General features: G+C 59.4%; 21 protein-coding genes. 9 read left to right on the top strand and 12 right to left on the bottom strand.

Going from position 1 to position 22864, the window contains the following annotated elements:
• Positions 1-377: 377 nt before the first annotated feature.
• Entirely contained in the window at positions 378-1301 is a 924-nt protein-coding gene (gene lpxL, locus AB5Y86_RS15230; RefSeq protein ID WP_021231687.1) for an LpxL/LpxP family Kdo(2)-lipid IV(A) lauroyl/palmitoleoyl acyltransferase, read from the bottom strand.
• Positions 1302-1505: 204 nt separating this feature from the next.
• Here lpxL and hldE point away from each other — a divergent pair, with 204 nt between their 5' ends.
• Positions 1506-2933 (top strand): bifunctional D-glycero-beta-D-manno-heptose-7-phosphate kinase/D-glycero-beta-D-manno-heptose 1-phosphate adenylyltransferase HldE, encoded by a 1428-nt coding sequence (gene hldE, locus AB5Y86_RS15225; protein ID WP_058058377.1) that lies wholly within the window; start codon positions 1506-1508, stop codon positions 2931-2933.
• 116 nt (positions 2934-3049) lie between these two features.
• On the opposite strand, the gene tolC is transcribed toward hldE, so the two are convergent.
• Positions 3050-4369, bottom strand: a complete 1320-nt coding sequence (gene tolC, locus AB5Y86_RS15220) for an outer membrane channel protein TolC (RefSeq protein ID WP_236288755.1) — start codon at positions 4367-4369, stop codon at positions 3050-3052.
• Between the two features lie 304 nt (positions 4370-4673).
• On the opposite strand from tolC, the gene nudF reads away from it, so the two are divergent.
• From nudF to parC, 6 genes are all read left to right on the top strand, one after another.
• Complete coding sequence (gene nudF / locus AB5Y86_RS15215; protein ID WP_005335901.1) at positions 4674-5315, top strand: ADP-ribose diphosphatase; 642 nt, start codon at positions 4674-4676, stop codon at positions 5313-5315.
• A 108-nt stretch (positions 5316-5423) separates the two neighbouring features.
• The gene (locus AB5Y86_RS15210) at positions 5424-5873 is read left to right on the top strand and encodes a DUF1249 domain-containing protein (protein ID WP_042052480.1); all 450 of its coding nucleotides are present in this window, start codon (positions 5424-5426) and stop codon (positions 5871-5873) included.
• A gap of 22 nt (positions 5874-5895) precedes the next feature.
• Positions 5896-6714, top strand: coding sequence for a 3',5'-cyclic-AMP phosphodiesterase (gene cpdA, locus AB5Y86_RS15205; RefSeq protein WP_160880987.1), 819 nt, complete (start codon positions 5896-5898; stop codon positions 6712-6714).
• Between the two features lie 12 nt (positions 6715-6726).
• Positions 6727-7314, top strand: a complete 588-nt coding sequence (locus tag AB5Y86_RS15200) for a YqiA/YcfP family alpha/beta fold hydrolase (protein WP_368193261.1) — start codon at positions 6727-6729, stop codon at positions 7312-7314.
• 132 nt (positions 7315-7446) lie between these two features.
• On the top strand, positions 7447-9357 hold the full coding sequence (gene parE, locus AB5Y86_RS15195) for a DNA topoisomerase IV subunit B (protein ID WP_368193259.1): 1911 nt from the start codon (positions 7447-7449) through the stop codon (positions 9355-9357).
• Positions 9358-9440: 83 nt separating this feature from the next.
• The gene (gene parC, locus AB5Y86_RS15190; RefSeq protein WP_368193257.1) at positions 9441-11735 is read left to right on the top strand and encodes a DNA topoisomerase IV subunit A; all 2295 of its coding nucleotides are present in this window, start codon (positions 9441-9443) and stop codon (positions 11733-11735) included.
• A 58-nt stretch (positions 11736-11793) separates the two neighbouring features.
• On the opposite strand, the gene AB5Y86_RS15185 is transcribed toward parC, so the two are convergent.
• Positions 11794-12138 carry a hypothetical protein gene (locus AB5Y86_RS15185; RefSeq protein ID WP_368193255.1) on the bottom strand — a complete coding sequence of 115 codons (345 nt, stop codon included), beginning with the start codon at positions 12136-12138 and terminating at the stop codon, positions 11794-11796.
• A 1477-nt stretch (positions 12139-13615) separates the two neighbouring features.
• Here AB5Y86_RS15185 and AB5Y86_RS15180 point away from each other — a divergent pair.
• Positions 13616-13996 (top strand): VOC family protein, encoded by a 381-nt coding sequence (locus AB5Y86_RS15180; protein ID WP_368193253.1) that lies wholly within the window; start codon positions 13616-13618, stop codon positions 13994-13996.
• Between the two features lie 105 nt (positions 13997-14101).
• Here the strand turns inward: AB5Y86_RS15180 and AB5Y86_RS15175 are convergent, their stop codons facing one another.
• The 7 genes from AB5Y86_RS15175 to AB5Y86_RS15145 form a co-directional block, all read right to left on the bottom strand.
• Positions 14102-15589 (bottom strand): peptide MFS transporter, encoded by a 1488-nt coding sequence (locus AB5Y86_RS15175; protein WP_368193251.1) that lies wholly within the window; start codon positions 15587-15589, stop codon positions 14102-14104.
• A 525-nt stretch (positions 15590-16114) separates the two neighbouring features.
• Complete coding sequence (locus AB5Y86_RS15170) at positions 16115-17017, bottom strand: hypothetical protein (protein ID WP_368193249.1); 903 nt, start codon at positions 17015-17017, stop codon at positions 16115-16117.
• Positions 17018-17028: 11 nt separating this feature from the next.
• Positions 17029-17796 (bottom strand): hypothetical protein, encoded by a 768-nt coding sequence (locus AB5Y86_RS15165; protein ID WP_139733520.1) that lies wholly within the window; start codon positions 17794-17796, stop codon positions 17029-17031.
• Positions 17797-17808: 12 nt separating this feature from the next.
• Positions 17809-18351 (bottom strand): hypothetical protein, encoded by a 543-nt coding sequence (locus AB5Y86_RS15160; RefSeq protein ID WP_042032639.1) that lies wholly within the window; start codon positions 18349-18351, stop codon positions 17809-17811.
• A gap of 23 nt (positions 18352-18374) precedes the next feature.
• On the bottom strand, positions 18375-18659 hold the full coding sequence (locus AB5Y86_RS15155; RefSeq protein ID WP_005343121.1) for a DnaJ domain-containing protein: 285 nt from the start codon (positions 18657-18659) through the stop codon (positions 18375-18377).
• Positions 18660-18939: 280 nt separating this feature from the next.
• Positions 18940-19692, bottom strand: a complete 753-nt coding sequence (locus tag AB5Y86_RS15150; protein WP_368193247.1) for an SDR family NAD(P)-dependent oxidoreductase — start codon at positions 19690-19692, stop codon at positions 18940-18942.
• Positions 19689-20567: an NAD(P)-dependent oxidoreductase gene (locus AB5Y86_RS15145; protein ID WP_279500870.1), complete on the bottom strand. Its 879-nt coding sequence runs from the start codon at positions 20565-20567 to the stop codon at positions 19689-19691. Before AB5Y86_RS15145 ends, AB5Y86_RS15150 begins: the two co-directional genes overlap by 4 nt.
• A 130-nt stretch (positions 20568-20697) precedes the next feature.
• Between AB5Y86_RS15145 and AB5Y86_RS15140 the strand changes: the two genes are divergently transcribed.
• Positions 20698-21522 carry a LysR family transcriptional regulator gene (locus AB5Y86_RS15140; RefSeq protein WP_368193245.1) on the top strand — a complete coding sequence of 275 codons (825 nt, stop codon included), beginning with the start codon at positions 20698-20700 and terminating at the stop codon, positions 21520-21522.
• A gap of 76 nt (positions 21523-21598) precedes the next feature.
• Here AB5Y86_RS15140 and AB5Y86_RS15135 read toward each other — a convergent pair whose 3' ends face one another.
• Positions 21599-22114, bottom strand: a complete 516-nt coding sequence (locus AB5Y86_RS15135) for a protein disulfide oxidoreductase (protein ID WP_150389743.1) — start codon at positions 22112-22114, stop codon at positions 21599-21601.
• 3 nt (positions 22115-22117) lie between these two features.
• Positions 22118-22861 (bottom strand): DsbA family protein, encoded by a 744-nt coding sequence (locus tag AB5Y86_RS15130; RefSeq protein ID WP_005354886.1) that lies wholly within the window; start codon positions 22859-22861, stop codon positions 22118-22120.
• Positions 22862-22864: the final 3 nt, after the last annotated feature.

Raw genomic sequence — 22864 nt, 5'->3', positions numbered from 1 at the left:
TTTTGTGACTCAAATCACTAAATTTGTTTTGTGGCTCTCTTGTTGAATAGTGACTTTCATCACAAATTCAATTTTTGTATTCGAATGGGACAAATCACTTAATTACTCATCAGTGGGTAGTGACGATGGATCTATCGAAATACTCCATTGCTTACAAATGAATCAATAAATTTGTAACCTGCTTTCAGTTTTTACGGTCGGCGATGAGGTCTCTTTTGCGGCTGATTGATGGGAATGGGCGCCAACATGCAGGATGTTATCGAGCGGCAGACGTTCGGGGCGCTTGCTTGCCGCGCAGGGCTGACAGCAGATAAAAACAAACCGCCAGCAGGCGGTTTGTCGGTTTTGGCGATCAGGCTCCATTCGGAGGCTGCGGCTTAGTAGAAACCCGCATCCTCGGGGGAGGGGCGGGTCTTGAAGCGGCGATGGAGCCACATGTACTGCTCCGGTGCCTTGCGCACCGCGGCTTCAATCTCGCGGTTGGCGCGAGCCGCATCGACCATGTCATCCCCGCTCGGGTAGTCGGCGAGGGGCGCCCCGATATGGAGGGTGTAACCCTCGCTGGTGCGGATGTTGTAGCAGGGCAGAGTGACGGTGTTCTTCACCCGCGCCAGTGTGGCGGTGCCGGTGATGGTGGCGGCCTGCTCTACCGCGAAGTAAGGCACGAACACGCTGGCGTGGCTGCCGTAGTCATGATCCGGCGCGTACCAGAGGGCGTCGCCGTTGCGCAGAGCCTTGATCATCCCCTTCACGTCCATCCGATCCACCAGATATTTGTTGGAGGCACAGCGCCCGTGGTACTGGGCATACTCCAGCACCGGGTTGGTGTTGGGGCGATAGACCCCCACGCCGGGGCGCACCAGCCCGAAACAGCGGGCGTTGAGTTCCAGCGTCAGGAAGTGGCAGGAGAGCAGCAGCATGCCCTGACCTTTTTCCATGGCTGCGATGACGTGCTCTTCCCCTTCCACCTTCATCAGGTTGCGCATCCGCCAGTCTGGCCAGAACCAGGCGATCCCCACCTCGAACACGGCGCAGCCCACGCTCTCGAAGTTTGCCTTAAGCAGTTTCTCCCGCTCATCCCGGGTCAGCTCGGGCATCGCCAGCTCCAGATTGCGACGGGCAATCTTGACTCGGGACTTCAATATCCTGGCGGCGAGACGACCGAGCTGACGGCCCAGCCACATCTGGCTACGCCACGGCAGCAGGGTCAGCAGCCAGAGCAGGCCGAGGCCGAACCAGCTGGCCCAGTAACGGGGATGAAACAGGCGGGGCTCCAGGCGGGGAGCGTTGTCGTGGGCCATGGCTAATCTCTTGTTCGCAAACACAATCGGGGGATTCTAGCCGAAAAGGGGGGGCGGGGGCGAATGGCTGTGTGCTGGTCAGAGGGGTAGCCTGCGTCCGGTTAGCGTGACAGCGGCGGCAACTGCGGTCGGCTTTTTCTACACCGGATAAAAGAGTGTGATAAAATCGCCCGCTGATTTTTCAGGTTTTGAGAGTCGATACAGATGAAGATCACCCTGCCCGATTTTGAAAAAGCCCGCGTTCTGGTCGTTGGCGATGTCATGTTGGACCGTTACTGGCATGGCCCTACCGGTCGGATCTCCCCCGAGGCGCCGGTGCCCGTGGTCAAGGTTGAACACATTGAGGAGCGTCCCGGTGGCGCGGCCAACGTGGCCCTCAACTCCGCCGCCCTTGGCGCTCACGCTGTGCTACTTGGCCTGACCGGTCAGGACGAGGCTGCCGATGCCTTGGCTGGCCAGATGGCTGGCGTCAAGGTGGCCTGTGATTTCGTTCGTCTGGCCGACTTCCCGACCATCACCAAGCTGCGGGTGCTGTCCCGCAACCAGCAGCTGCTGCGTCTGGACTTTGAAGAGCCCTTCCACTCCGTCGATGCCACCCTGCTGATGAGCAAGGTCGAGCAGGCGCTGCCTAATAGCGACGTGATGATCCTCTCCGACTATGGCAAGGGTGCTCTCAACGACGTGCCAGGCATGATCCAGCGCGCCCGAGCCGCCGGTATTCCGGTGCTGGTCGACCCCAAGGGGACCGACTTCGAGAAGTATCGCGGTGCCACCCTGCTGACCCCCAACATGTCCGAGTTCGAGGCTGTGGTAGGCAAGGTGAAGAGCGAAGAGGAGCTGGTCGCCAAGGGGCTGGATCTGGTCAAGCGTTTCGAGCTGGATGCCCTGCTGGTCACCCGTTCCGAGAACGGCATGACCCTGATCCGCGAAGGTCAGCCGGAGTTGCATCTGCCGGCTCAGGCCCACGAGGTTTATGATGTGACCGGTGCCGGTGATACCGTGATTTCGACCCTGGCTACCTCGCTGGCGGCAGGCAAGAGCCTGGACGAAGCTTGTGCGCTGGCCAATACCGCAGCCGGTATCGTGGTCGGCAAGCTGGGTACCTCTACCGTCAGTCCGGTCGAGCTGGCCAACGCCCTCTATACCGAGCAGGAGACCGGCTTCGGCGTCATGTCCGAAGCCCAGCTGAAAGTGGCGGTTCGTGCCGCCCGTCTGCGCGGCGAGAAGGTAGTGATGACCAACGGTTGCTTCGACATCCTGCATGCCGGTCACGTCTCCTATCTGGCCAACGCCGGCAAGCTGGGGGATCGCCTGATCGTGGCGGTCAATACCGACGAATCGGTTCGCCGTCTGAAAGGGCCGGGTCGTCCGGTCAACCCGACCGAGCGCCGCATGGCCGTACTGGCTGCGCTGGGCGCGGTGGACTGGGTGGTGCCCTTCTCCGAGGATACCCCGCAGCGTCTGATTGCCGAGATCCTGCCGGATCTGCTGGTCAAGGGCGGCGACTACAAGCCGGAAGATATCGCCGGTTACGCCGAGGTGACCGCCAATGGCGGCGAGGTGCGCGTTCTCAACTTCGAGGATGGCTGCTCCACCACCGACATCATCAAGACGATCCGCGAGCGCGGCTAACGCGCCGCTGGCCCCGCAATCTGGCGGGGCTCATTATCGGCGGTAGCAAGCCGACAGAAATACGGATAACAAAAAGGCGACCTTGCGGTCGCCTTTTTCATGTCCGATAGCGGCTATCAGCTTTTGGCTTTTGCCGTGGCAGGCATCAGACCCTGGTTTACTTCCACCAGATCCTGCGCTTCCAGAATACCGGCAGCCTGTTTCAGGCTCAGGATATTGAGAATGTAGTTGTAACGGGCTTCGGAGAGCTTCTGCTTGGCCTCGTACAGCTTGCGAGTGGAGTCCAGCACGTCGACGATGGTACGGGTACCCACTTCGTAACCGGCTTCGGTCGCCTTCAGGGCGCTGTCGGCGGAGACCACAGACTGGCTGTAGGCGCGCACCGAGCCGATGCTGGCGTTCACGTTGTTGTAGGAGGAGCGCACTGTGCTCTGCACCGAGCGGAAGTTCTTCTCAAGCAGTTCGCTGGCCGCTACGTAGTTGTATTGAGCCTGCTTCACCTTGGAGCTGGTGGCGCCACCGCTGTAGATGGGCAGCTTGAAGGTCAGACCGATATTGGCCTGATTGTCATTGCCGCCCGGCATGCTATCCAGCTTGTAATCGGTATTGCTGGTTTGCAGTCCGGCATCCAGATCCAGCGTCGGCTCATGGCCGGTCTTGGCCAGATCGATCTGCTCCTTGGCAATGTCCTTGCTGATGCGGGCACTGTGCAGTTGCAGGTTCTTGTCCAGCGCCAGCTCCAGCCACTTGTCGGAGCCGAAGGCGGTCTTCTGTGGGCTGAAACGATCTGTGTTCAGCACGTCCAGATTGCGATGATCGATACCGGTCAGCTCGCGCAGGGTCTCGTAGCTGTTGTCCAGCGAGTTTTCGGCATTGATCTCGTCAGCCAGCGCCTGGTCGCGGGAGGCTTCGGCTTCATGGACGTCGGTGATGGCGGTCAGGCCCACTTCGAAACGCTGCTGGGTTTGCTCCAGCTGACGCTCTACCGCAACCTTGTTGGCACGAACGAACTCCAGGGTATCCATCGCCTTGAGCACATCAAAGTAGGCTTTGGCGGTGCGCACCATCAGGTTCTGGATTTCGAGGTTGTAGGCAACATCTGACTGGGTAGCCTGCTTCTCGCTGATATCCAGATTGACCCAGTTACTGCGACGATAGAGGGATTGCGACAGCGTCACTTCACCCTTGGCTTTGGTATTACTCTGGGTATCGTTCTTGTTTTGCAGATAATTGAGCCCGGCACCCAGATCGATCTGGGGCAGCAGAGGAGCACGGGATTCGTTGATCTTCTCGAAGGCCTGGTCGCGAACGGCTTTGGACTGCAGCAACTGCGGGTCTTTGATCTGGGCTTGCTGGTAGATGTCGAGCAGGTTTTCGGCATGGGCACCGGCACTGACGCCCAGCAACACCATGACTGACAAAAGTGTTCTTTTCATAGATCGTTTTAACCTTATGTAGTAACCCAAACTGGTTGCTGGAGAGGCAAATATTGTCACCGACCAAGCTTGATTGCAGCTTAATCACTCTACTATAAGCAAAATTTAATGCTAAGAGTCTCAGGTCCGGTGACGGGAACGTCAAGAACCGGACGCAGTTTTCTCCCCGCGCGCCTAGCCAAATGGTCTGTGGCTGCTAAAATCCACCCCTCATTGCCATGGTACGCCGAGTGAATGAACGTTCATTCATGTTCCTCGGATTTTATGGTCAAACTGATACAAGTCAAGCTGACGGGAGCCCCGGATGTCGCAGCAACCCTTGCCGCAAGATCGGCATTACGCCGCCGATGATGTGAAAATCATTGAAAAATCAGCTGGATATAACGGCTTCTTCAAGGTGAATGTCTATCGTTTGCAGCATCGGTTATTTGCAGGCGGCTGGAACCAGCCCATCGTGCGTGAGCTGTTCGAGCGGGGCCATGCTGCCGCGCTGCTGCCCTATGATCCGGTACGCGACCAGATCGTGCTGGTGGAGCAGTTCCGTATCGGCGCCATGGAGACCAGCCCGACCCCCTGGCTGCTGGAGCTGGTGGCCGGCATCATTGACGAAGGGGAGACCGCCGAGGCAGTGGTGCGTCGCGAAGCGGTGGAAGAGGCTGGTATCGAGGTGGCCCGCTGCGAGCATGCCATCAGCTATCTGGTGAGCCCGGGCGGCAGCACCGAGCGGATCGAGGTCTTTGTGGGCGAGGTGGATGCCAGCAAGGCCGAGGGGCTGCACGGTCTGGCTGATGAAGGTGAGGATATCCGGGTGCACGTGGTGAGCCGCGAACAGGCCTACGCCTGGCTCAAAGAGGGACGCATCGACAATGCGGCCTCGGTCATCGCCCTGCAGTGGCTGGCCCTCAACCATGGCGAGCTGCGTGCCCGCTGGCTGGCGGATCGCTGAGGTGGCGCTGACCCTGCAACAGAGCAGGCGCTATGTGCCTGATCTGATGTCCTTGCAGCGTACCTGCGAGGTCAACTACTCACGGGTGTTGATTGATGGAACTTTGCGATGCCGTTAGTTCAATCCCGGACCAAACGTTATGTGCCGGATTTGATGTCTTTGCAGAGAACTTGCGAGGTCAACTACATGGCATTGATGAAACTGCTGCCGCCAGATGGGGAAGTCGGGGCCGAGCGCCGCTATCGGGTCGGCAACGATCTGCAGTTCCAGCTCACCATCATTGGCGAGAGTCGCTTCACCAATCAGGTGATCCTGAGCCAGCACAACCCCGAATTGCCCGAATATTTACAAGCTCAGATAGAGATTCGTTTGTATCATGACGTGCGGATGGCGGAAGTGTGTGCAGCGCAACAGATTTCCCGTTTGCAACCACGTTATGATTATCCCAATAAAAAGATGCACCAGCGGGACGAAAAGGAGCAGGTAAATCTGTTTCTGGCCGAATGGCTAAAATTTTGTCTCAGACATGGTACCAGCCCGATCAATATCTCCAGTTGAACAAATAAAAAGAAGCGTGATTTTGGAAACAGAGCTCCCCCAGGCGCAGGACGGCAGTGTGCGCCTGTTGCAAATTACCGACACCCACCTCTTCGCGAGTGCCGAAGGGCGGCTGTTGGCTGTGCGCACCGCAGAGAGTCTGGCCGCCGTGCTGGAACAGGTGCAGGCCAATGAACACCCCTACGAGGTGATTCTGGCGACCGGCGATCTGTCGCAGGATCACAGTCCGGAATCCTATCAGCGTTTCGCCTCCATGATGGCGCCCCTTGGCCGCCCCATCTACTGGCTGCCGGGCAATCACGATGACAGCCCGCTGATGACCGAATATCTCCATGCCGCCGGGATCAGCGAATCCAAACAGCTGGTGGGCGACCACTGGCAGGTGATCCTGCTCGACACCCAGGTGCGCGGCAAACCCCACGGCATGATTGGCGATCACCAGCTGGCCGCCCTCGACCGCGCCCTGCGTCAATATCCTGAGCGCCACGCTCTTATCACCCTGCACCATCAGGCGGTGCCGGTGGGCTGCGCCTGGCTGGATCAGCACAATCTCAAGAATGCCGACGACCTGTTCGCCGTGCTGGCTCGTCATCCGCAGCAGAAGACCATCCTGTTCGGCCACGTTCATCAGGAGTTTGACGAGGTGCACCGCGGGGTGCGGCTGATTGCCAGCCCATCGACTTGCATTCAGTTCAAACCGCTATCCGACGGCTTCGCGCTGGACGAGTCCGGCCCGGGCTGGCGCTATCTCACCCTCTATCCGGATGGGCGGGTGGCCAGCGAGGTGTGGCGCCTGCCGGTGGGGCAGTTTGTGCCTGACCCCAACGCTACCGGTTATTGAGGAGAGCATTCCATGAAGTCGGTTCTCCTTTATCTGCACGGTTTCAACTCCTCACCGGGCTCCGCCAAGGCGCAGCAGATGGCTGCCTGGGTGGCCGCCAACCGGCCCGACATCGAGGTGATCATTCCGGCCCAGCCCAACACCCCGGCGGCGGCCTGGGCGGCTATCGAGCAGACCATCGCCGATCTGCAGGGTCGTTATGGTAGTGAATTCAAGCTCGGCGCCGTGGGTAGTTCCCTCGGCGGCTTTATGGCGACCCGGGTCAGCGAGCAGTACGGCTGCCGCGCCGCGCTGATCAATCCGGCAGTGCGCCCGCACGAGCTGCTCTGTGACTACCTTGGCCCCCAGACCAACCTCTATACGGGTGAGCAGTATGTACTGCTGCCTGAACATATGGATGAGCTGCGGACACTGGCGGTACCGGTGACGGCGCCGGAGCGACTCTGGATCCTGCAACAGCAGGGAGATGAGGTGCTCGACTATCGCAAGGCGCTGGATGAATACCGCTTTGCCCGCCTCTCGCTGGAGTGCGGCGGCAACCACGCCTTTGTCGCGTTCGAGCGCTACCCCGCCCAGATCATCCGTTTCCTCGGGTTATAGTCAGGTTTGAGTCAATAAGGGCGGTCTCGCCCTGCTTGTTCTTCTCCAGATCAAGCTTTCGGTGCGGGGAGTTTGTTCTACCCCCGCCTAGCAGTTAAGATTCCCTCCAAACGTCAATTCGCAAGGCCCTCCATGTCTACTCAATACAATGCGGATGCCATTGAGGTCCTCAATGGCCTTGAGCCGGTGCGTCGCCGCCCCGGCATGTATACCGACACCACCCGGCCCAATCACCTCGGCCAGGAGGTCATCGACAACAGCGTCGATGAAGCGCTGGCGGGTCACGCCCGCAATCTGGAGGTGATCCTGCATGAAGACCAGTCCCTCGAAGTGATCGACGACGGCCGCGGCATGCCGGTCGATATCCACCCGGAAGAGGGGGTCAGCGGGGTGGAGCTGATCCTCTGCAAGCTGCACGCGGGTGGCAAGTTCTCCAACAAGAACTACCAGTTCTCCGGCGGTCTGCACGGGGTGGGTATTTCGGTCGTAAACGCCCTCTCCGATCGGGTCGAGGTGACGGTACGTCGCGACGGTCAGGTCTATGACATCGCCTTCGAGCGTGGCGAGAAGGTGCAGGAGCTGACCATCACCGGCACCTGCGGTCGTCGCAACACCGGCACCCGGGTGCGCTTCTGGCCGCAGGCGAGCTACTTTGATTCGCCCAAATTCTCGGTCACCAAGCTGGAACACCTGCTCAAAGCCAAGGCCGTACTCTGCCCCGGCCTCACCATCAAGTTCCTCGACAAGAACACCGGCATCAAGCTGGAGTGGTGCTACGAAGATGGCCTCAAGGATTATCTGGTCGACGCGGTCAAGCAGTTCACCTGCCTGCCGGAGCAGCCCTTTATCGGCTCGTTCAGCTCCGAACAATCGGCGGTGGACTGGGCGCTCTGCTGGTTGCCGGAAGGGGGCGAATGCCTCGCCGAATCCTATGTGAACCTCATTCCCACCGCGCAGGGCGGTACTCACGTCAACGGCCTGCGTCAGGGGCTGCTCGACGCCATGCGTGAGTTCTGCGAGTTCCGCAACCTGCTGCCGCGGGGGATCAAGCTGACTCCGGAAGATATCTGGGATCGCTGCGCCTATATCCTCTCCATCAAGATGCAGGATCCGCAGTTTGCCGGTCAGACCAAGGAGCGCCTCTCCTCCCGCCAGAGCTCGGCGTTTGTCTCCGGCGTGGTGAAGGATGCCTTCAGCCTCTATCTGAACAGCAACACCGAGCTGGCGGAGCAGATCGCCGAGATCTGTATCTCCAGCGCCCAGCGCCGGATGCGCGCCGCCAAGACGGTGGTGCGCAAGAAGATTACCCAAGGCCCGGCGCTGCCCGGCAAGCTGACCGACTGTAACTGCGCCGACCCCATGCAGGGCGAACTGTTCCTGGTGGAGGGTGACTCCGCGGGCGGCAGTGCCAAGCAGGCGCGGGATCGCGAGTTTCAGGCCATCATGCCGCTGCGCGGCAAGATCCTGAACACCTGGGAGGTGGAGGCCGGTCAGGTGCTCGCCTCGCAAGAAGTTCACGATATCTCGGTCGCTATCGGTCTTGACCCCGACTCCGAGGATCTCAGCGGCTTGCGCTACGGCAAGGTGTGCATCCTCGCGGATGCGGACTCGGACGGTCTGCACATCGCCACCCTGCTCTGCGCCCTGTTCGTGAAGCACTTCCGCACGCTGGTGGAGAAGGGCCACGTCTACGTTGCCATGCCGCCCCTCTACCGGATCGATATCGGTAAAGAGGTCTACTACGCCCTCGACGAGGACGAGAAGAACGGCGTGCTGCAGCGGGTCGAAGCCGAGAAGAAGAAGGGCAAGGTGATGGTGACCCGATTCAAGGGTCTGGGTGAGATGAACCCGAAACAGCTGCGGGAAACCACCATGGATCCCAACACTCGCCGTCTGGTGCAGCTCACCATGGAGCCGACAGGGGAGAGCGAAGGGGATGCGGCTGACGAGACCCTGCAGCTGATGGACATGCTGCTGGCCAAGAAGCGGGCGAGCGATCGCCGCGAATGGCTCGAAGAGAAGGGCAACCTCGCCATCATCTAAGCCGTCGGCCGGCCCTGTCGGGGCCGGCAAGCATTTAGCCGGAGTCGCCCTGTGGCGGCTCCCGAACCGAAAGAGAAAATCACATGAGTGATGCTATCGAGCTCAGTCTGGACGGGGTAGAGCGCCAGCCAATGCGCACCTTTACCGAACAGGCTTACTTGAACTACTCCATGTACGTCATCATGGATCGGGCCTTGCCGCATATTGGCGACGGCCTCAAACCGGTGCAGCGGCGCATCATCTACGCCATGAGCGAGCTGGGTCTGTCGGCGCTCTCCAAGCACAAGAAATCCGCCCGTACCGTGGGTGACGTGCTGGGTAAGTACCACCCCCACGGCGACAGCGCCTGTTATGAAGCCATGGTGCTGATGGCCCAGCCCTTCTCCTACCGCTACCCGCTGGTGGATGGTCAGGGCAACTGGGGTGCGCCGGACGATCCCAAATCCTTCGCTGCGATGCGTTATACCGAGGCGCGCCTGTCCCGCTTCTCCGAGCTGCTGCTCTCAGAGCTGGGGCAAGGCACGGTGGAGTGGACGCCGAACTTCGACGGCACCATGAAGGAGCCGGTGGTGCTGCCCGCCCGCCTGCCACACATCCTGCTCAACGGGGTGACCGGTATCGCGGTGGGGATGGCGACCGACATCCCGCCCCACAACGCGCGGGAGGTGGCTTACGCCTGTGCCGAGCTGCTCGACAACCCCAATGCGGGGCTGGATGTGTTGATGCAGCACATTCAGGGGCCGGACTACCCGACCAACGCCGAGATCATCACCCCGCGTGACGATATCCGCAAAATCTACGAGACCGGCAAGGGCTCCATCAAGCAGCGGGCGGTCTGGAGCGAGGAGGATGGCGACATCGTCATCACCGCGCTGCCTCATCAGGCCTCTGGCGCCAAGATCATGGAGCAGATCGCCGCCCAGATGGTGGCGAAAAAGCTGCCGATGGTCACCGATCTGCGCGATGAATCTGACCACGAGAACCCGACCCGTCTGGTGATCGTGCCGCGCTCCAACCGGGTGGACGTGGAGGGGCTGATGGCCCACCTGTTCGCCACCACGGATCTGGAGAAGAACTACCGGGTCAACCTCAACATCCTCGGCCTCGACAACCGGCCGCAGGTGAAGTGCCTCAAGACCATCCTCAGCGAGTGGATCCAGTTCCGCCGCGAGACAGTGCGTCGCCGTCTGCAATTCCGCCTCGACAAGGTGCTGGCTCGCCTGCACATCCTCGAAGGCTTGCTGATCGCCTATCTCAACATCGACGAGGTGATCGAGATCATCCGCACCGAGGATGAGCCGGGCAAGGTGATGGTGGAGCGCTTCAACATTACCGAGACCCAGGCCGAAGCGATCCTCGAGCTGAAACTGCGCCATCTGGCCAAGCTCGAAGAGTTCAAGCTGCGCGCCGAACAGAACGAACTGGCCGAAGAGCGCGACAAGCTGGAGCTTATTCTGGGCTCCGAGCGTCGCCTCAACACCCTGCTCAAGAAAGAGCTGCTGGCCGATGCCGAGAAGTACGGCGACGATCGCCGCACCCCGCTGGTGGAGCGTGCCACCGCCGTGGCGCTGACCGAGAAAGAGCTGGTGCCTAGCGAACCGGTCACCGTCATCCTCTCCGACAAGGGGTGGGTGCGTGCCGCCAAGGGCCACGATGTGGATGTCGAGGGGCTCTCCTACAAGGCGGGGGACAGCTATCTGACCCACGCCTGTGGCCGCAGCAACCAGCAGGCGGTGTTCCTCTCCACGTTGGGCCGAACTTACGCCCTCGAATCTCACACCTTGCCATCCGCCCGCAGTCAGGGCGAGCCGCTCACCGGCCGCTTTGCGCTGGGGGCAGGGGAAGAGGTGCGCCATCTGGTGATGGGCAACGAGGGCGAGCCCTACCTCATCTGCTCCGATGCCGGTTACGGCTTTGTCTGCACCTATGACGACCTGATCGGCAAGAACAAGAACGGCAAGGCGCTGCTCACCGTGCCGGAAGGGGGTCAGGTGATGGCACCCCAGAAGATCGGCTCGCCAGAGACCGATCTCTGCATGGCCATCTCCAACGAAGGGCGCATGCTGCTGTTCCCGCTCAACACCTTGCCGGTACTCGGCAAAGGCAAGGGCAACAAGCTCATCAGCATTCCGTCGGCTCGGGTGAAAGCACGGGAGGAGTTTGTGGTGATGGCCGCCGTGATCCCGCAGGGCCAGTCGGTCACCCTGTTTGCCGGCAAGCGCAAGCTCACTCTTAAGCCATCTGACCTTGACTACTACCGCGGCGAGCGCGGCCGCCGTGGCGCCAAGCTGCCCCGCGGTTTGCAGCGAGTCGATCGCATCGAGATTGAACCCGCCGCCGGCACCGAACCGGCAGCCGGGGAAAATCAGGAAGGGTAATTAATATAGAAGGGCGCGAAAGCGCCCTCATGAAATCAGAAGTATATTTGGCTGTTACTTAGTTTAAATTTAAGCCATTAACAACTGTTCCTACACAAAGTCTATTGAAAAATGTCCCACTAGTATTTGTATAAGTGACAACTTTTCCATTTATAACTATGGTCGCTATTTCGGTGCCATCATTATAACTCTGAACGAATATTAGCTTATCAGATGAAGAGTTTACATCTACGAATTGGCCTGAATAAAGGTCAGTGGTCATTTTATATCCAGACTTGTCTTGTGTGATCGAAAACTTCATATTGTCAAAGTAGTTTTTTTCAAAGTCACGTGTTTGAAATTCATCATTGGTTGGTTTAAAAATAACTGCGGCACAAGTTAAATTTCTAAACTTACCCTCCATTACAACTCGATTTGCATTTGCAGAAAAAGGTAAGAGAGTTAACATTGTAAAAAGGGAGTGTATAATCACTTTGAGGGTCATTGTTTGTACTTATATCCGGAAATTATTTTACGGTTTATTATAAATAGCTAACGCAGTTATTTCTTCATGCTTAACCTCATGAATTACAACTGTAGTTTTTGAACCATGATATCAATGAGTCAGAGGTCGATGAGTATTTAAGATTGTTTATCTCAACATACTCAATAAAATCATCTCCTATAACTTCGACAGATTTATGCTCTATGCAGTTATATTTTTTTTCATCATGAGATTTCATAATCGAGAAGGTACTTTTATAAATGTCACCTAACTCAGCCTTTTTATTAAAACACGTCTGCGAGTCTATGTAATCATTACAATCCATAGTAAATAGAAGTGCGGCATCCCAAGCATTATTGGGATAATAATATGAAAACTGAGCTGCGGATGGTTTTGCACATCCAGTTATAAAAATACAACAGCTAATGGTTATCAGATATAAACGCATTACATTCTTCCCTCACAGTATGGTTCTGCACCACCAGCTCGGCTATATGCACTTCGTAAGCCACATCGATTTCCTTGGGCATCAAGGTCACCTGGGCAAGCACAGTTACCTGTATAACTTGAAGAGTTGTTGGTATTGTTCTGAGCTGCTCCCGCAGCTCCCAAGATCATCACGGTTACCAATACAACATCAGCTGCGACAGCAGCACTACATTTTGCATAATTGAAACGTTCTTTTTCTGCAGCATATTTCTCATCGCTACAATATGTTTGGCTTACACACCCAAATAGGAAAATTGTGCATGCAGCGACTATGAATACTCTCATCCTCGTCCCATTCTCATTGAGTTATTTGGTTTTTAAATTTTAATTAATCCTGATGAAATTGCAGGTAAAAGTTAAGGTTTTAATTGAGGCTGTTCAGCGTGAATACAGCTTTGTTGGTAACGGTGGAATATATTGTTGGATGTTGTTTTAATTTTGTTTTATCAAAAGGCTGATTAGCGAGACATAGCCCGTAGGTCTGATTAGCGAAGTGTAATCAGATGATCGCGAAAACAGGTTGCCGCAATTCTACATGTGCTCCAGCTGATCTCTTCTCTATGTCTATAGCCACCGAGATTGCGGTGCGGACGATTACGCTTTGCTAATCGACCCTACGCGCTCCTGCTTGATTTAACGCACTGCTGCTTGTCGATGGTTTGCCCCCTCATCCCCGACCCGTCTTCCCTTGTCTATGGCAAAGAGTGGGAGAAGGGAGCAGAGATCGCAGCCATTTTGGTATGGCGTGACAACTAGGGCCAAAGGTTGGCATGCACTTGTCCCCTGCGAGATCGTGCTTCTCAGCGCACCATCTGGTCTTTTGACCCTGATGGATGGCTTCATGGCAATAATGGGGGCATGATTCTGCCTGCACGGCGCTTTCGCTAACTAACAAGGAAGGGGTTCGATGGTCAATATTGGGATGCATTTCGAGATTCCGGTGGCGGATATGCAGCGGGCAATCGCCTTTTATTCTGCTGTTTTTGATATCGAGTTCGAGCGTGCTGATATCGATGGCAATGAGATGGCGCTATTTCCGCTTATTGACGGTGCCGAAGGCTGCTCTGGTGCGTTGGCCAGAGGGGAGAGTTATGTCCCGAGTCTGGATGGCACGCGTATTTATCTGACGGTGAACGATATTGAGCGGGTGATGGCAGATGCGCTATCGGCGGGCGCCAGGTTGCTTTACCCCGTGACCCGGGTGGGGGAAGTCATCAAGGTGGCCGAATTTCAGGATCCTGAAGGTAACCGGATTGCCTTGCTGGATAAGGCGATTTGCGCTGATTAGCGAAGTCTAAACGATCCATGCCACCAAAAGCAGAGGCCCCGCAATCCATGATTGCGGGGCCTCTGGTCTTGTCTGTGGCTCACGCCGCCAAGTGATTCAAACGGATTAGGTGGGGATAGCTGTCGCCGCCGGTGGCGGAGCAATTTTCGAGGCGATCAGTTGGCGCAGGCGGGGCACCAGCAGCAGCAACACCACGCCGCCTGCCAGCGAACCCCAGCCCAGCATATTGAACACCGAGCTGTAGCCCGGGTTGGTGGCGACCGGGGTGTTGCCGATATTTTGCGGCATGGCGCCGGAGACATAGCCCGCCAGCACCGAGGCGATGCCGGTCACCATCATCCAGCAGCCCATCATCAAGCCTTGCAGGCTGGCGGGGGCCAGCTTGCCAATCATGGCGTAGCCGATGGGGGAGATCAGCAGCTCGCCAAAGCTCTGCAGCACATAGCTGATGGCGATCCACTTGAAGGCGACCAGTCCGTCTGCCCCCGCCAGATGAATGCCGATCGGCAGCACCAGCATGCCGAGCCCCATGCAGAACAGGGAGGCGGCAAACTGGGAGGGGATATCGATATTCCACCCCTGTTCGCGCAGTCGCTTGAATAGCAGCGCCATCAGCGGGCCACCGATAACGATGACGAGGGTGTTGATGTTCTGGATCCACTGGGGGGCGACCCGCAGCCCGAACACGTTGAGGTTGATGTTGTGCTCGGAGAAGAGCATCAGTCCCATGGGCGCCAACTGGTAGAGCGACCAGAAGATGAGGGATCCCAAGGCGAGGATCAGATAGGCCACCATGCGGCTGCGCTCGGCGGCGTCCGGGTGGCGGGCGGTCATCACGCAGAGCAGTACCAGCACCACGGCCCCCAGGATCAGCACGAAGCTGCCGCTAAAGCTGGCGTGGGTCAGCAACAGACGCAGCGCCGGCACCAGCATGGCCAGAATGGCGATCCCGGCCAGCATGCGGCGGTAGAAACCGCTCCCCTTGATATGGCGCAGCGGGGTGCTGATATCCGCCAGAATCGGCCAGCAGGCGAAGGTAGCAATGATGGCGATGATGTTGCCCAGCGTCGCAAACAGGAACAGGGTGCGGTAATCCTCGGTGAGCTGGAAGTAGCCCGCCACCGTGAAGCCGATAAAGAAGCCCAGATTCATCCCGGCGTAGTTCCATAGGAAGGCGCTCTCGCGGCGGTGATCATCCGGGGCGAAGCGCTGGGTCAGCATCATGTTGAGGCAGGTGACGTTGAGGCCGCTGCCGGTAAGGAACATGGCGAGCCCCCAGTAGAGGCCGGTGATCCCCATCTCGGCGATGAAGTAGCAGCCGATCACCTGCAGCACCATCCCCATCACGAACAGGTTGCGGTTGCTGAGGTAGCGCCCGCCGAGATAACCGCCAAACAGGTGCAGGCCATAGTTGAAGGCCCCGAAGACCCCCATCATGGCATTGGCTTGGGATTCGCTAAAGCCGAGCCGCTTGGTGGCGTAGAGCACCAGGGTGGAGTAGAGCACGGCAAACCCCAGGGTCGAGAAGGTCTGGATAAAGAACAGCGCCCCGGAGCCGGGGGGAATGGTGGGGTGTTGATTCGAAGCGCTCACGGTCTGTCTCCTGTGAGAGAAGAAAGTCATTACTCGTCCTGAGAGCGTGCCGGTCTGCTGCCGGCTAGCCTTGTGCGCTTCCATGCTGGTCTGAAGGCCGGTCTGTCATTTAGCGGCCAAGCGGTGCAAATAGCCATACCTGAAATTTAATCCGGCGCGATTAATTGCTTTTTATTGATCTATTCCGCCTTTTTATGCGTGATTGAGTCGTGGTTGTAGCTCGGCTTACCACGCGATTGCGGCACGGTTGATGTGATCCAGTCGGCTATTTGGTGCTGATTCTGGCGCTGTAGCGGGATCTGCATCCCGCTTTGTTGTCCCGAAACGCAGCTGGCGCCAAGCGGTTGTATCGCAGGTTGTTTATTCATCCTTGGGTATTGAGTGAATAAATATCGGTAAGAGAAGGGGGCGCAGCAGGGTGACTTGCGTGTGTTCTCTCTTTGCTGTCGAGAGGGTGAGGGGAGGATAGAACAACGCCCGGCAGGCCGGGCGTTGTGGTGCGACTGATGGGCGGCGAAAGCGGCCTTAGAAGTCGTGGTAGAGCGGCCAGCCGAGTAGCGGGTGCTTGAGACCGGCGCGCATCTCGACGTTGTCGAGCTTCTCCGGCGAGGCGTTCTCTTTTTGCAGCAGCTGGTACTGGCGCACAAAGCCGAGTGTGTGGAGCAGGTTGGGCACAAAGCCCGGGCTCAGCTCCTGACGCAGGGCGGCGGCCATGTCGGCGGGCAGCGCATTCAGCATCAGGGCCAGCTGGGCGGCGAGGTAGTCGGTGTCGTACCAGCGCTCGTCGAGCTCAATCTCCCGCGCCAGTTTGCGCTTGAGATCCTGCTTCACCTTGAGCGGGGCGGCGCCACTGCCCTTGCCGCAGAGGATGCGGTAGAGCAGCGCTTCGGCCAGCTTGTCCTCCATGGTGGGGTGGTCGCTCTCGCAGGCGAAGAAGTGCTGGTCGATGAGATCCATCAGGCGGCTCTTGTTGTGCTCGCTCAGCGCCTTCTCGTACTCCTGCCACCCTTGCCACTCCTCCACATCGGGCGGGCTCGAGATCTTGTCCAGCAGGCGGGCATCCACGTCACCGTAGAGGCTGTTGCCAGCCTGCTTGGGGCTGACGGTGATGAGCATTGACCAGCCCTTCTGGAACGGCTTGATGGGGCCTTCCGGCGCCTGCAGCAGCGCCAGCGCCTTGGTCGGATCCCGCGCCGAGAGCTCCTGCAGACCGAGGCTCACCACGCCGATGACGTCGTGGGCCGCCTGCTCCAGCAGGTGCATCTTGTACTTGTTGTAGTACTTGTCGGCGAATTTGAGGCTCATCAGCACCGCCTTGCCCTTGATGGCGGCCAGCTGTTGCTCGCTCAAACGTTCATTGTCGCGGCCAAAGCGCAGCACCTGAGTCAGAAAGGGGCCCCGGTTGGCATCGCGAATGACTAACTGCATGAATGGGCTCCTTAATCCAGAAAGCTGAACATGTCGTCGACGTCGCCGTACTCGTCTTCCTCGACCTTGTTCTTCTCTTTGGCCTGCATCACCAGCTCGGCGGCAAACTTGTTGATGATGCCGTCCCAGGTTGAGTGCTCGTTGCGCAGCAGCGCCTTGATGGCTTTCTCCACCTCGGGGGCCAGCTCGCGAATGAGCATCAAGAGGCTGCGCGGGTCGTCCAGCGCGTAGTCGTGGACATCCTCACTCTGCTGGCGCTCGCTGTAGCGCAGGGACTCTTCGAGATCTTCCTCTTCGGCGTGCAGCACGTCGCGATAGCCTTCGTCCTCTTCATAGCGTTCGCCGCGATAGAACTCGATAAAGGGGATGGCGAGGTAGAAGAGACCGGCCGGATCTTCGGCCACGCACTCGAGGATCTCGCGCTGCTTGGCTTCGCTATCCTGGGTGCGGATCAGGTAGTTGAGGAAGTCGAAGGTGTGCTGTTGCAGCTCGTCGGCGTTGTTCTTGATCGCCTCTTCCCAGTAGAGCGGCTGCTGGCAGACGATGTCGCGGATCCGCTCCGGGGTCATCAGCTCGGAGATGATGGAGGGGAAGGAGATGTCGTGCTGGCCGTTAATCTGGGTCAGGGTAACGATATCAATGTTTTCAATCACTTCTGCCAGCTGGTCGTCAGACATGGTCTTGGCGATCAGCTCGAACTTCTCGCTGGCCTGCTTCGGCTCGATAACGGCCAGCTCTTTGATCTCGATGGCGGTAATTTCTATCAGACTGTTGCTCATGCCTTGCCCCAATTAGAAACGGACTTCGTCGTACATATCCTGATCGCCGTCGTCATCACCATAGCGGTCACTGCCGCCGTGGTAGTCGGCGTCGGCATCTTCCCCGTCTTCATCTTCTTCGTCGCGCAGCTCATAGTCGTCATCGCCGCGGTGGCTACCGCGGGGTAGCGGGTTGTCGAGCAGGAACAGCACGGCGCAGGCTTCCATCAGCTGATCTTCGCTCTGGGCCCGCACCGCCTTGACCAGCGGCAGGGCGGCGTTGTTGAAGCCGACGCTCACCTTGAACTCGTCCCAGCTTGGCTGCTCGCCGCTGGCGAGCCACTTGTTCCACTGCGACTTGGCCTTGGCCGGGAACTGCACCCGGCCATAGAGGGCCAGCGGCAGATACTCGGGCATAAACTCCAGCATGCTCATATCGGCCAGCAGCAGGCTCTTCATCTGATCGGTGAACTGTTCCAGCCCCTTGGGGTCGTCCTGATCCCGGTAGGATTCGATGTTTTCGCTGGCATCGCTTTGCAGCGACTTGAGCCGCGCCTGGTCCCATCTCTTTTGCATAGTTGCTCTTTCTGCCTGCTGTTTCAGGGGTAGAACTGATCCCACATCTCCTGCATGGCGGAGGCGGGGTCGGTCACGATGACGTTGTTGAAATCCTTGATAAAGGCGGCCCGCTGTTTCGGATCGGACAGCACTTCATAGGCCTGCTTTACCTGGTGCAGCTTGATGGCTGCCTGCTCTTTCTCTTCTTCACTGGCCCCGTGCAGCTTGTCGGGGTGGTACTGGTTCGACAGCCGACGATAGGCTTTCTTGATGTCGTTTTCGCTGGCGTTGGACTTGACGCCCAGCACCCGAAAGTAGTTGTTCATGGCAGATCCTGCATCACTGGCATCATAGGATTCACGCTGCGAGTGCCTGATGGTGGGGATTGGCAAACCAGGCACGGCAAAAACCCGTCATTTTAACGGAAACAGCCCGCCAACGCGATGAGTTGGGCGATCAATTAACGGGCGAGATGAAGAGGGGTCAGTTGAGCGTCTATTGTTGCCAGTCGGTCTGGCCAGTGCAAGGGCTGCGGGGCAAAAGCGATGAAAAAACGGGCAGGAAAGGGGTGGGCGGCAGGCCGGGGTAAGGCTGCCGCCGCAGGGGTTACTCCTCCCAGAAGGAGGCGGATGTGTGGTAGATCATCTTCTTGCTCATCCCGCCATCGACCACCAGATTGGCGCCGTTGATAAAGTCGTTGCGAGGATCCGCCAGAAAGAGGCAGGCGCGGGTGATGTCGTCGGGGCGACCGACCCGGCCACTCGGGTGCTGGCGATGATCCGCCTCGGTCAGGGTGTGGTAATCCTCCGCCTGGATCCAGCCCGGACTGATGGCATTGACCGTGATGGGGTAGTCGGCCAGCGAGTTGGCGAGGGACTGGGTGAGGGCGACCAGCGCCCCCTTGGAGGCGCCGTAGGCATCCCAACCCGGTTCGTTCTGCTGCCAGCGGGTGGAGGCGATATTGATGATGCGACCATAGGGCAACCCGCGGTTGGCCTGCACAAAGGCGCGGGCGCAGAGCATGGCGCCGCGCACATTGACCGTCATCACCTGATCGAATTGGGCTGCGCTCAGCTCCTCGAAGCGGGTGTGGAACTTGCTGATGGCGCCGTTGTTGATCAGCAGATGGACGCCGCCATGCTGCGCGCGCACCTCGGCAAAGAGGCGTTCGATGGCCTGCTCGTCCCGCAAGTCGAGCGGGTGAAAGTGGATCTCGGGATGGTCGAAAGCGTGAGGAGCCAGATCGGTGGCGATCACCCGATAACCCGCCTCGGCCAGCCCGATGCAGAGCTGGCGGCCAATCCCGCCAGCGGCGCCGGTGACCAGTGCAATTGGGGTGTGGTTGGTCAACTCGTTCATTGTGCCGCTCCATTGCGCGCCCGCAGCACCTTGATGAGGGCTGACACCTCCTGCTGACCAAACCCTTGTGCCACCCCTTCCTCAAACAGATCGGCGGCAAAGCGCGGGAAGCGGCTGTCGATCCCGGCGTCGGTGGCATGACCGGCCAAGCGGCTGATGGCGGCGCTCCAGGTTTTCAGACTGGCGTAGGGGTGATCGAAATCGCCGCTCGCGAGCGTCTTGCCAAGGTGGGCCACATCGCCACCGAGAATGGGCGAGAGCTCGCTGAACTGGGCGCACACCTTGGCCACCGGCAGCCCTTCTGCCTCGCAGATCAGCGCGCCGTGCAGGGCACCGAGCAGACCACCGGCAAAGTAGGCGGCGACGGCACAATCTTGCGCCGCGGCGGCGCCCACCGCCTCGGCCACATGGTCGAGGGTGGGGGCGAGCAGGCGCAGCACCGGCTCGGCGTCGCTAAAGGCAGCGCTGGCCCCCGAGCAGATGATGCTGGCATCAGTGGTGCCGATCTGATCCGGGAAGCAGAGGATGGCGCCATCGAGATAGCGGGTGCCGCGGGCGTGGCTCCAGCTCTCCAGCGCTCTGGCCCCCTGCGGGCTGCCGGTAGAGAGCTGCACCAGCAGCTTGCCCGCCACCGCATCGCTCGCCTCGTCCAGCAACTGCTGGCTGACGGCGTAGTTATCGACGCAGACAAGGGTCATATCGCTTGCGGCAATAGCCTCGCCAACCGAGGGGGCGAGAGTCGCACCCAGCGCTTGCAGCGGGGCTGCCTTGGCGGCGCTGCGATTCCAGACGGTGACCGGATGGCCCGCCTTGAGCAAGGTGGTGGCGAGGGCGGAGCCCATGGCCCCGAGGCCGATGACAGAGAGATGGCGCATGATGGCTCCTGACGCTGTTGATAGACGCTGATATAGAAAATTGAGATGCCTTGTGGCTGGTAAGCCACTATATTTGCCCAGTGTCGCCGTGAAAAATGGCTTTTATGACTGTCTGGTATAGGTGAATTCTATGGATGTGCGAACCCTGCGTGCGTTTGTGGCTGTCTTCGAGGAGCGCAACATCACGGCGGCGGCCACCCGCCTCTTCATTACCCAACCCACCCTCTCCACCACCATCAAAACGCTGGAGGATGAGCTGGGGGTGACCCTGTTTGTGCGGCAGGCGCGCGGGGTGGAGGGGACCGAAGCGGCCCACCGGCTCTATCCCCGTGCCAAGCGGCTGATCGCCGACACCGACTCCCTCGCCCGCGAGTTTCGTGAAACCTCCCCCTGCCTCGAGCTGACGGTGGGGATTGAGGCAGACCTTGGTGATGGCGTGGTGGGGGCGCTGGTGCAAGGGGCGCTCGCCCACGAGGAGATCCTGCTGACCCTGGAGGAGGGCTGTTGTGGCGATGTGCGGCTGGGGTGCGAATCCCTGCGCTGTGGCGACGAGCTCTTTATCCCCCTGCTGGAGGAGGAGTTTGTGCTGGTGCTGCCGCCGGATCACCCGCTGACGGGCAAGGGAGCGCTCACACCGGCAGCGTTGGCGGACGAGCCCTGGGTCACTTGCCCGCGCCACGACTCCCACCTGCGGCTGATCGCCATCCTCGGCAATCAGGCGCCCCTCTATCCGCGGCGGGCAGGGTCGTTGCGACTGGCGGCAACCATGGTGGCCGCCGGGGCGGGGATTGCCTGGTTGCCCCGTTCCCTCTGTCCGCACGGCTGTACGGTCGCCGAGCTGGCGGCCTCTTCCTTCAAGCGGCGGGTGGGGCTCTGCTACGCCCCGGATGCGTTGCGATCGGTGGCGGTGACCGCCTTGCTGGAGCAGGTGCGCGGGATGCAGCTTCCCGTCTGATGTCGGGATAAAAATGTCGGCATAAAAAAGGGCCATCCGGTGGGATGGCCCTGTTGCAGGCAACGATGCTGCTTGGCTAGAGCGACGCCCACCAGAGCCGCAGCTGCAAGCCCCACTTCGAGCTCCAGCCGGTGGTGCTGCTCACAAGCGTCCCATCCTTGATGACGAGGAACGTCGGGGTGACCCCTACCTGCCACTTGGCGGCCAGCGTTCCCGACTCGTCGTTGTGGGTCGGGAAGGTGAGCCCCTTCTTGCTCATCCCCTTGCCTAACTGCTCCGAATTGCCGGAGCGCAGCGCCACCGTCAGCACGTTTTCACCCTCCTGCCAGAGCTGCTGCACCGCCGGGGTGGTGAAACGGCAGACACCGCACCAGCTGGCCCAGTAGTAGACCAGCAGCGGCTTGCCCTGACTTAAGGTAGCGAGATCCGTGCTGCTGCCATCCTGCAGGGTGACGGGGGCGCTCATCGCCCCCTCTGGCAGGGTCGGGCTGCGCCACAGATCGAGCAGGGTCGAGATGACCAGCGCCATCAGCAGCAGCCAGAGCGCCTCCTTGCCCCAGCGGCGCCAGCGGGGTTGAGGATTGGTGGTCATCCCTTACCCCTGCTTGGCCAGTTCGGCCTTCACCAGCTGCTCCAGCTCCTCATAGGGGATGGCGCCCGGCACCAGCTGGTTGCCGATAAGCGTCGCCGGTGTGCCCTGTACCCCCAGAATGGTGCCGATGCGCAGGCTGTTGCGCAGCTCCTCGGTCGCCTTGGCGGCCGGTTTGAGCGCGGTGTTGCCGGTGGCGGCCAGCGCCTTGTTGATATCCGCCTCGGTCAGCATCCCCTGCTTGCTCATCAGCTTGTCGTGCAGGGTGAGGAAGCGGGCGGGATCTTGCTGCCACAGGGTCAGGCTGTATTGGGCCGCCTTGGCGGAGGTCTGCCCCTTGAACGGCAGCAGCTTGATCACCAGCCCCAGATCGTCCGGATAGGCCTTGAGCAGCTTGGTCAGCTGGGGATCGAACTGCTTGCAGTAGGGGCAGTTGTAGTCGGTGAACAGCACCAGCGTCAGCTTGGGGTTCTTGGCGCCGAGGCGCGGGCTGGTGGCGCTGTTGAACAGCACATCCTTGTTGCCCTTGATGAAGTTGCCAAGCTGCGCCTCCTGGGCTGCCGCGTTCTGCTTCTCCCAGGATTCGGCGGCCTCGTCGAGGATCTTGGGGTTGGCGATCAGGGTCTCGCGGATCAGCTCCTTGATGCGTGCCTCCTGCTCCGGGGTGAAAGGGGCTGCGTGCAGGGCCGGAGCCAGCAGGGTTGCGGAAAGGGAGGCCAGCAGGGTCAGGGCGCTAAGAGTCGGTTTCATGGT

The sequence above is a fragment of the Aeromonas sp. s8 genome, from assembly GCF_040907785.1.
Classification (GTDB): Bacteria; Pseudomonadota; Gammaproteobacteria; order Enterobacterales; family Aeromonadaceae; genus Aeromonas; species Aeromonas veronii.
This window is presented reverse-complemented; position numbering and strand designations above follow the sequence as displayed.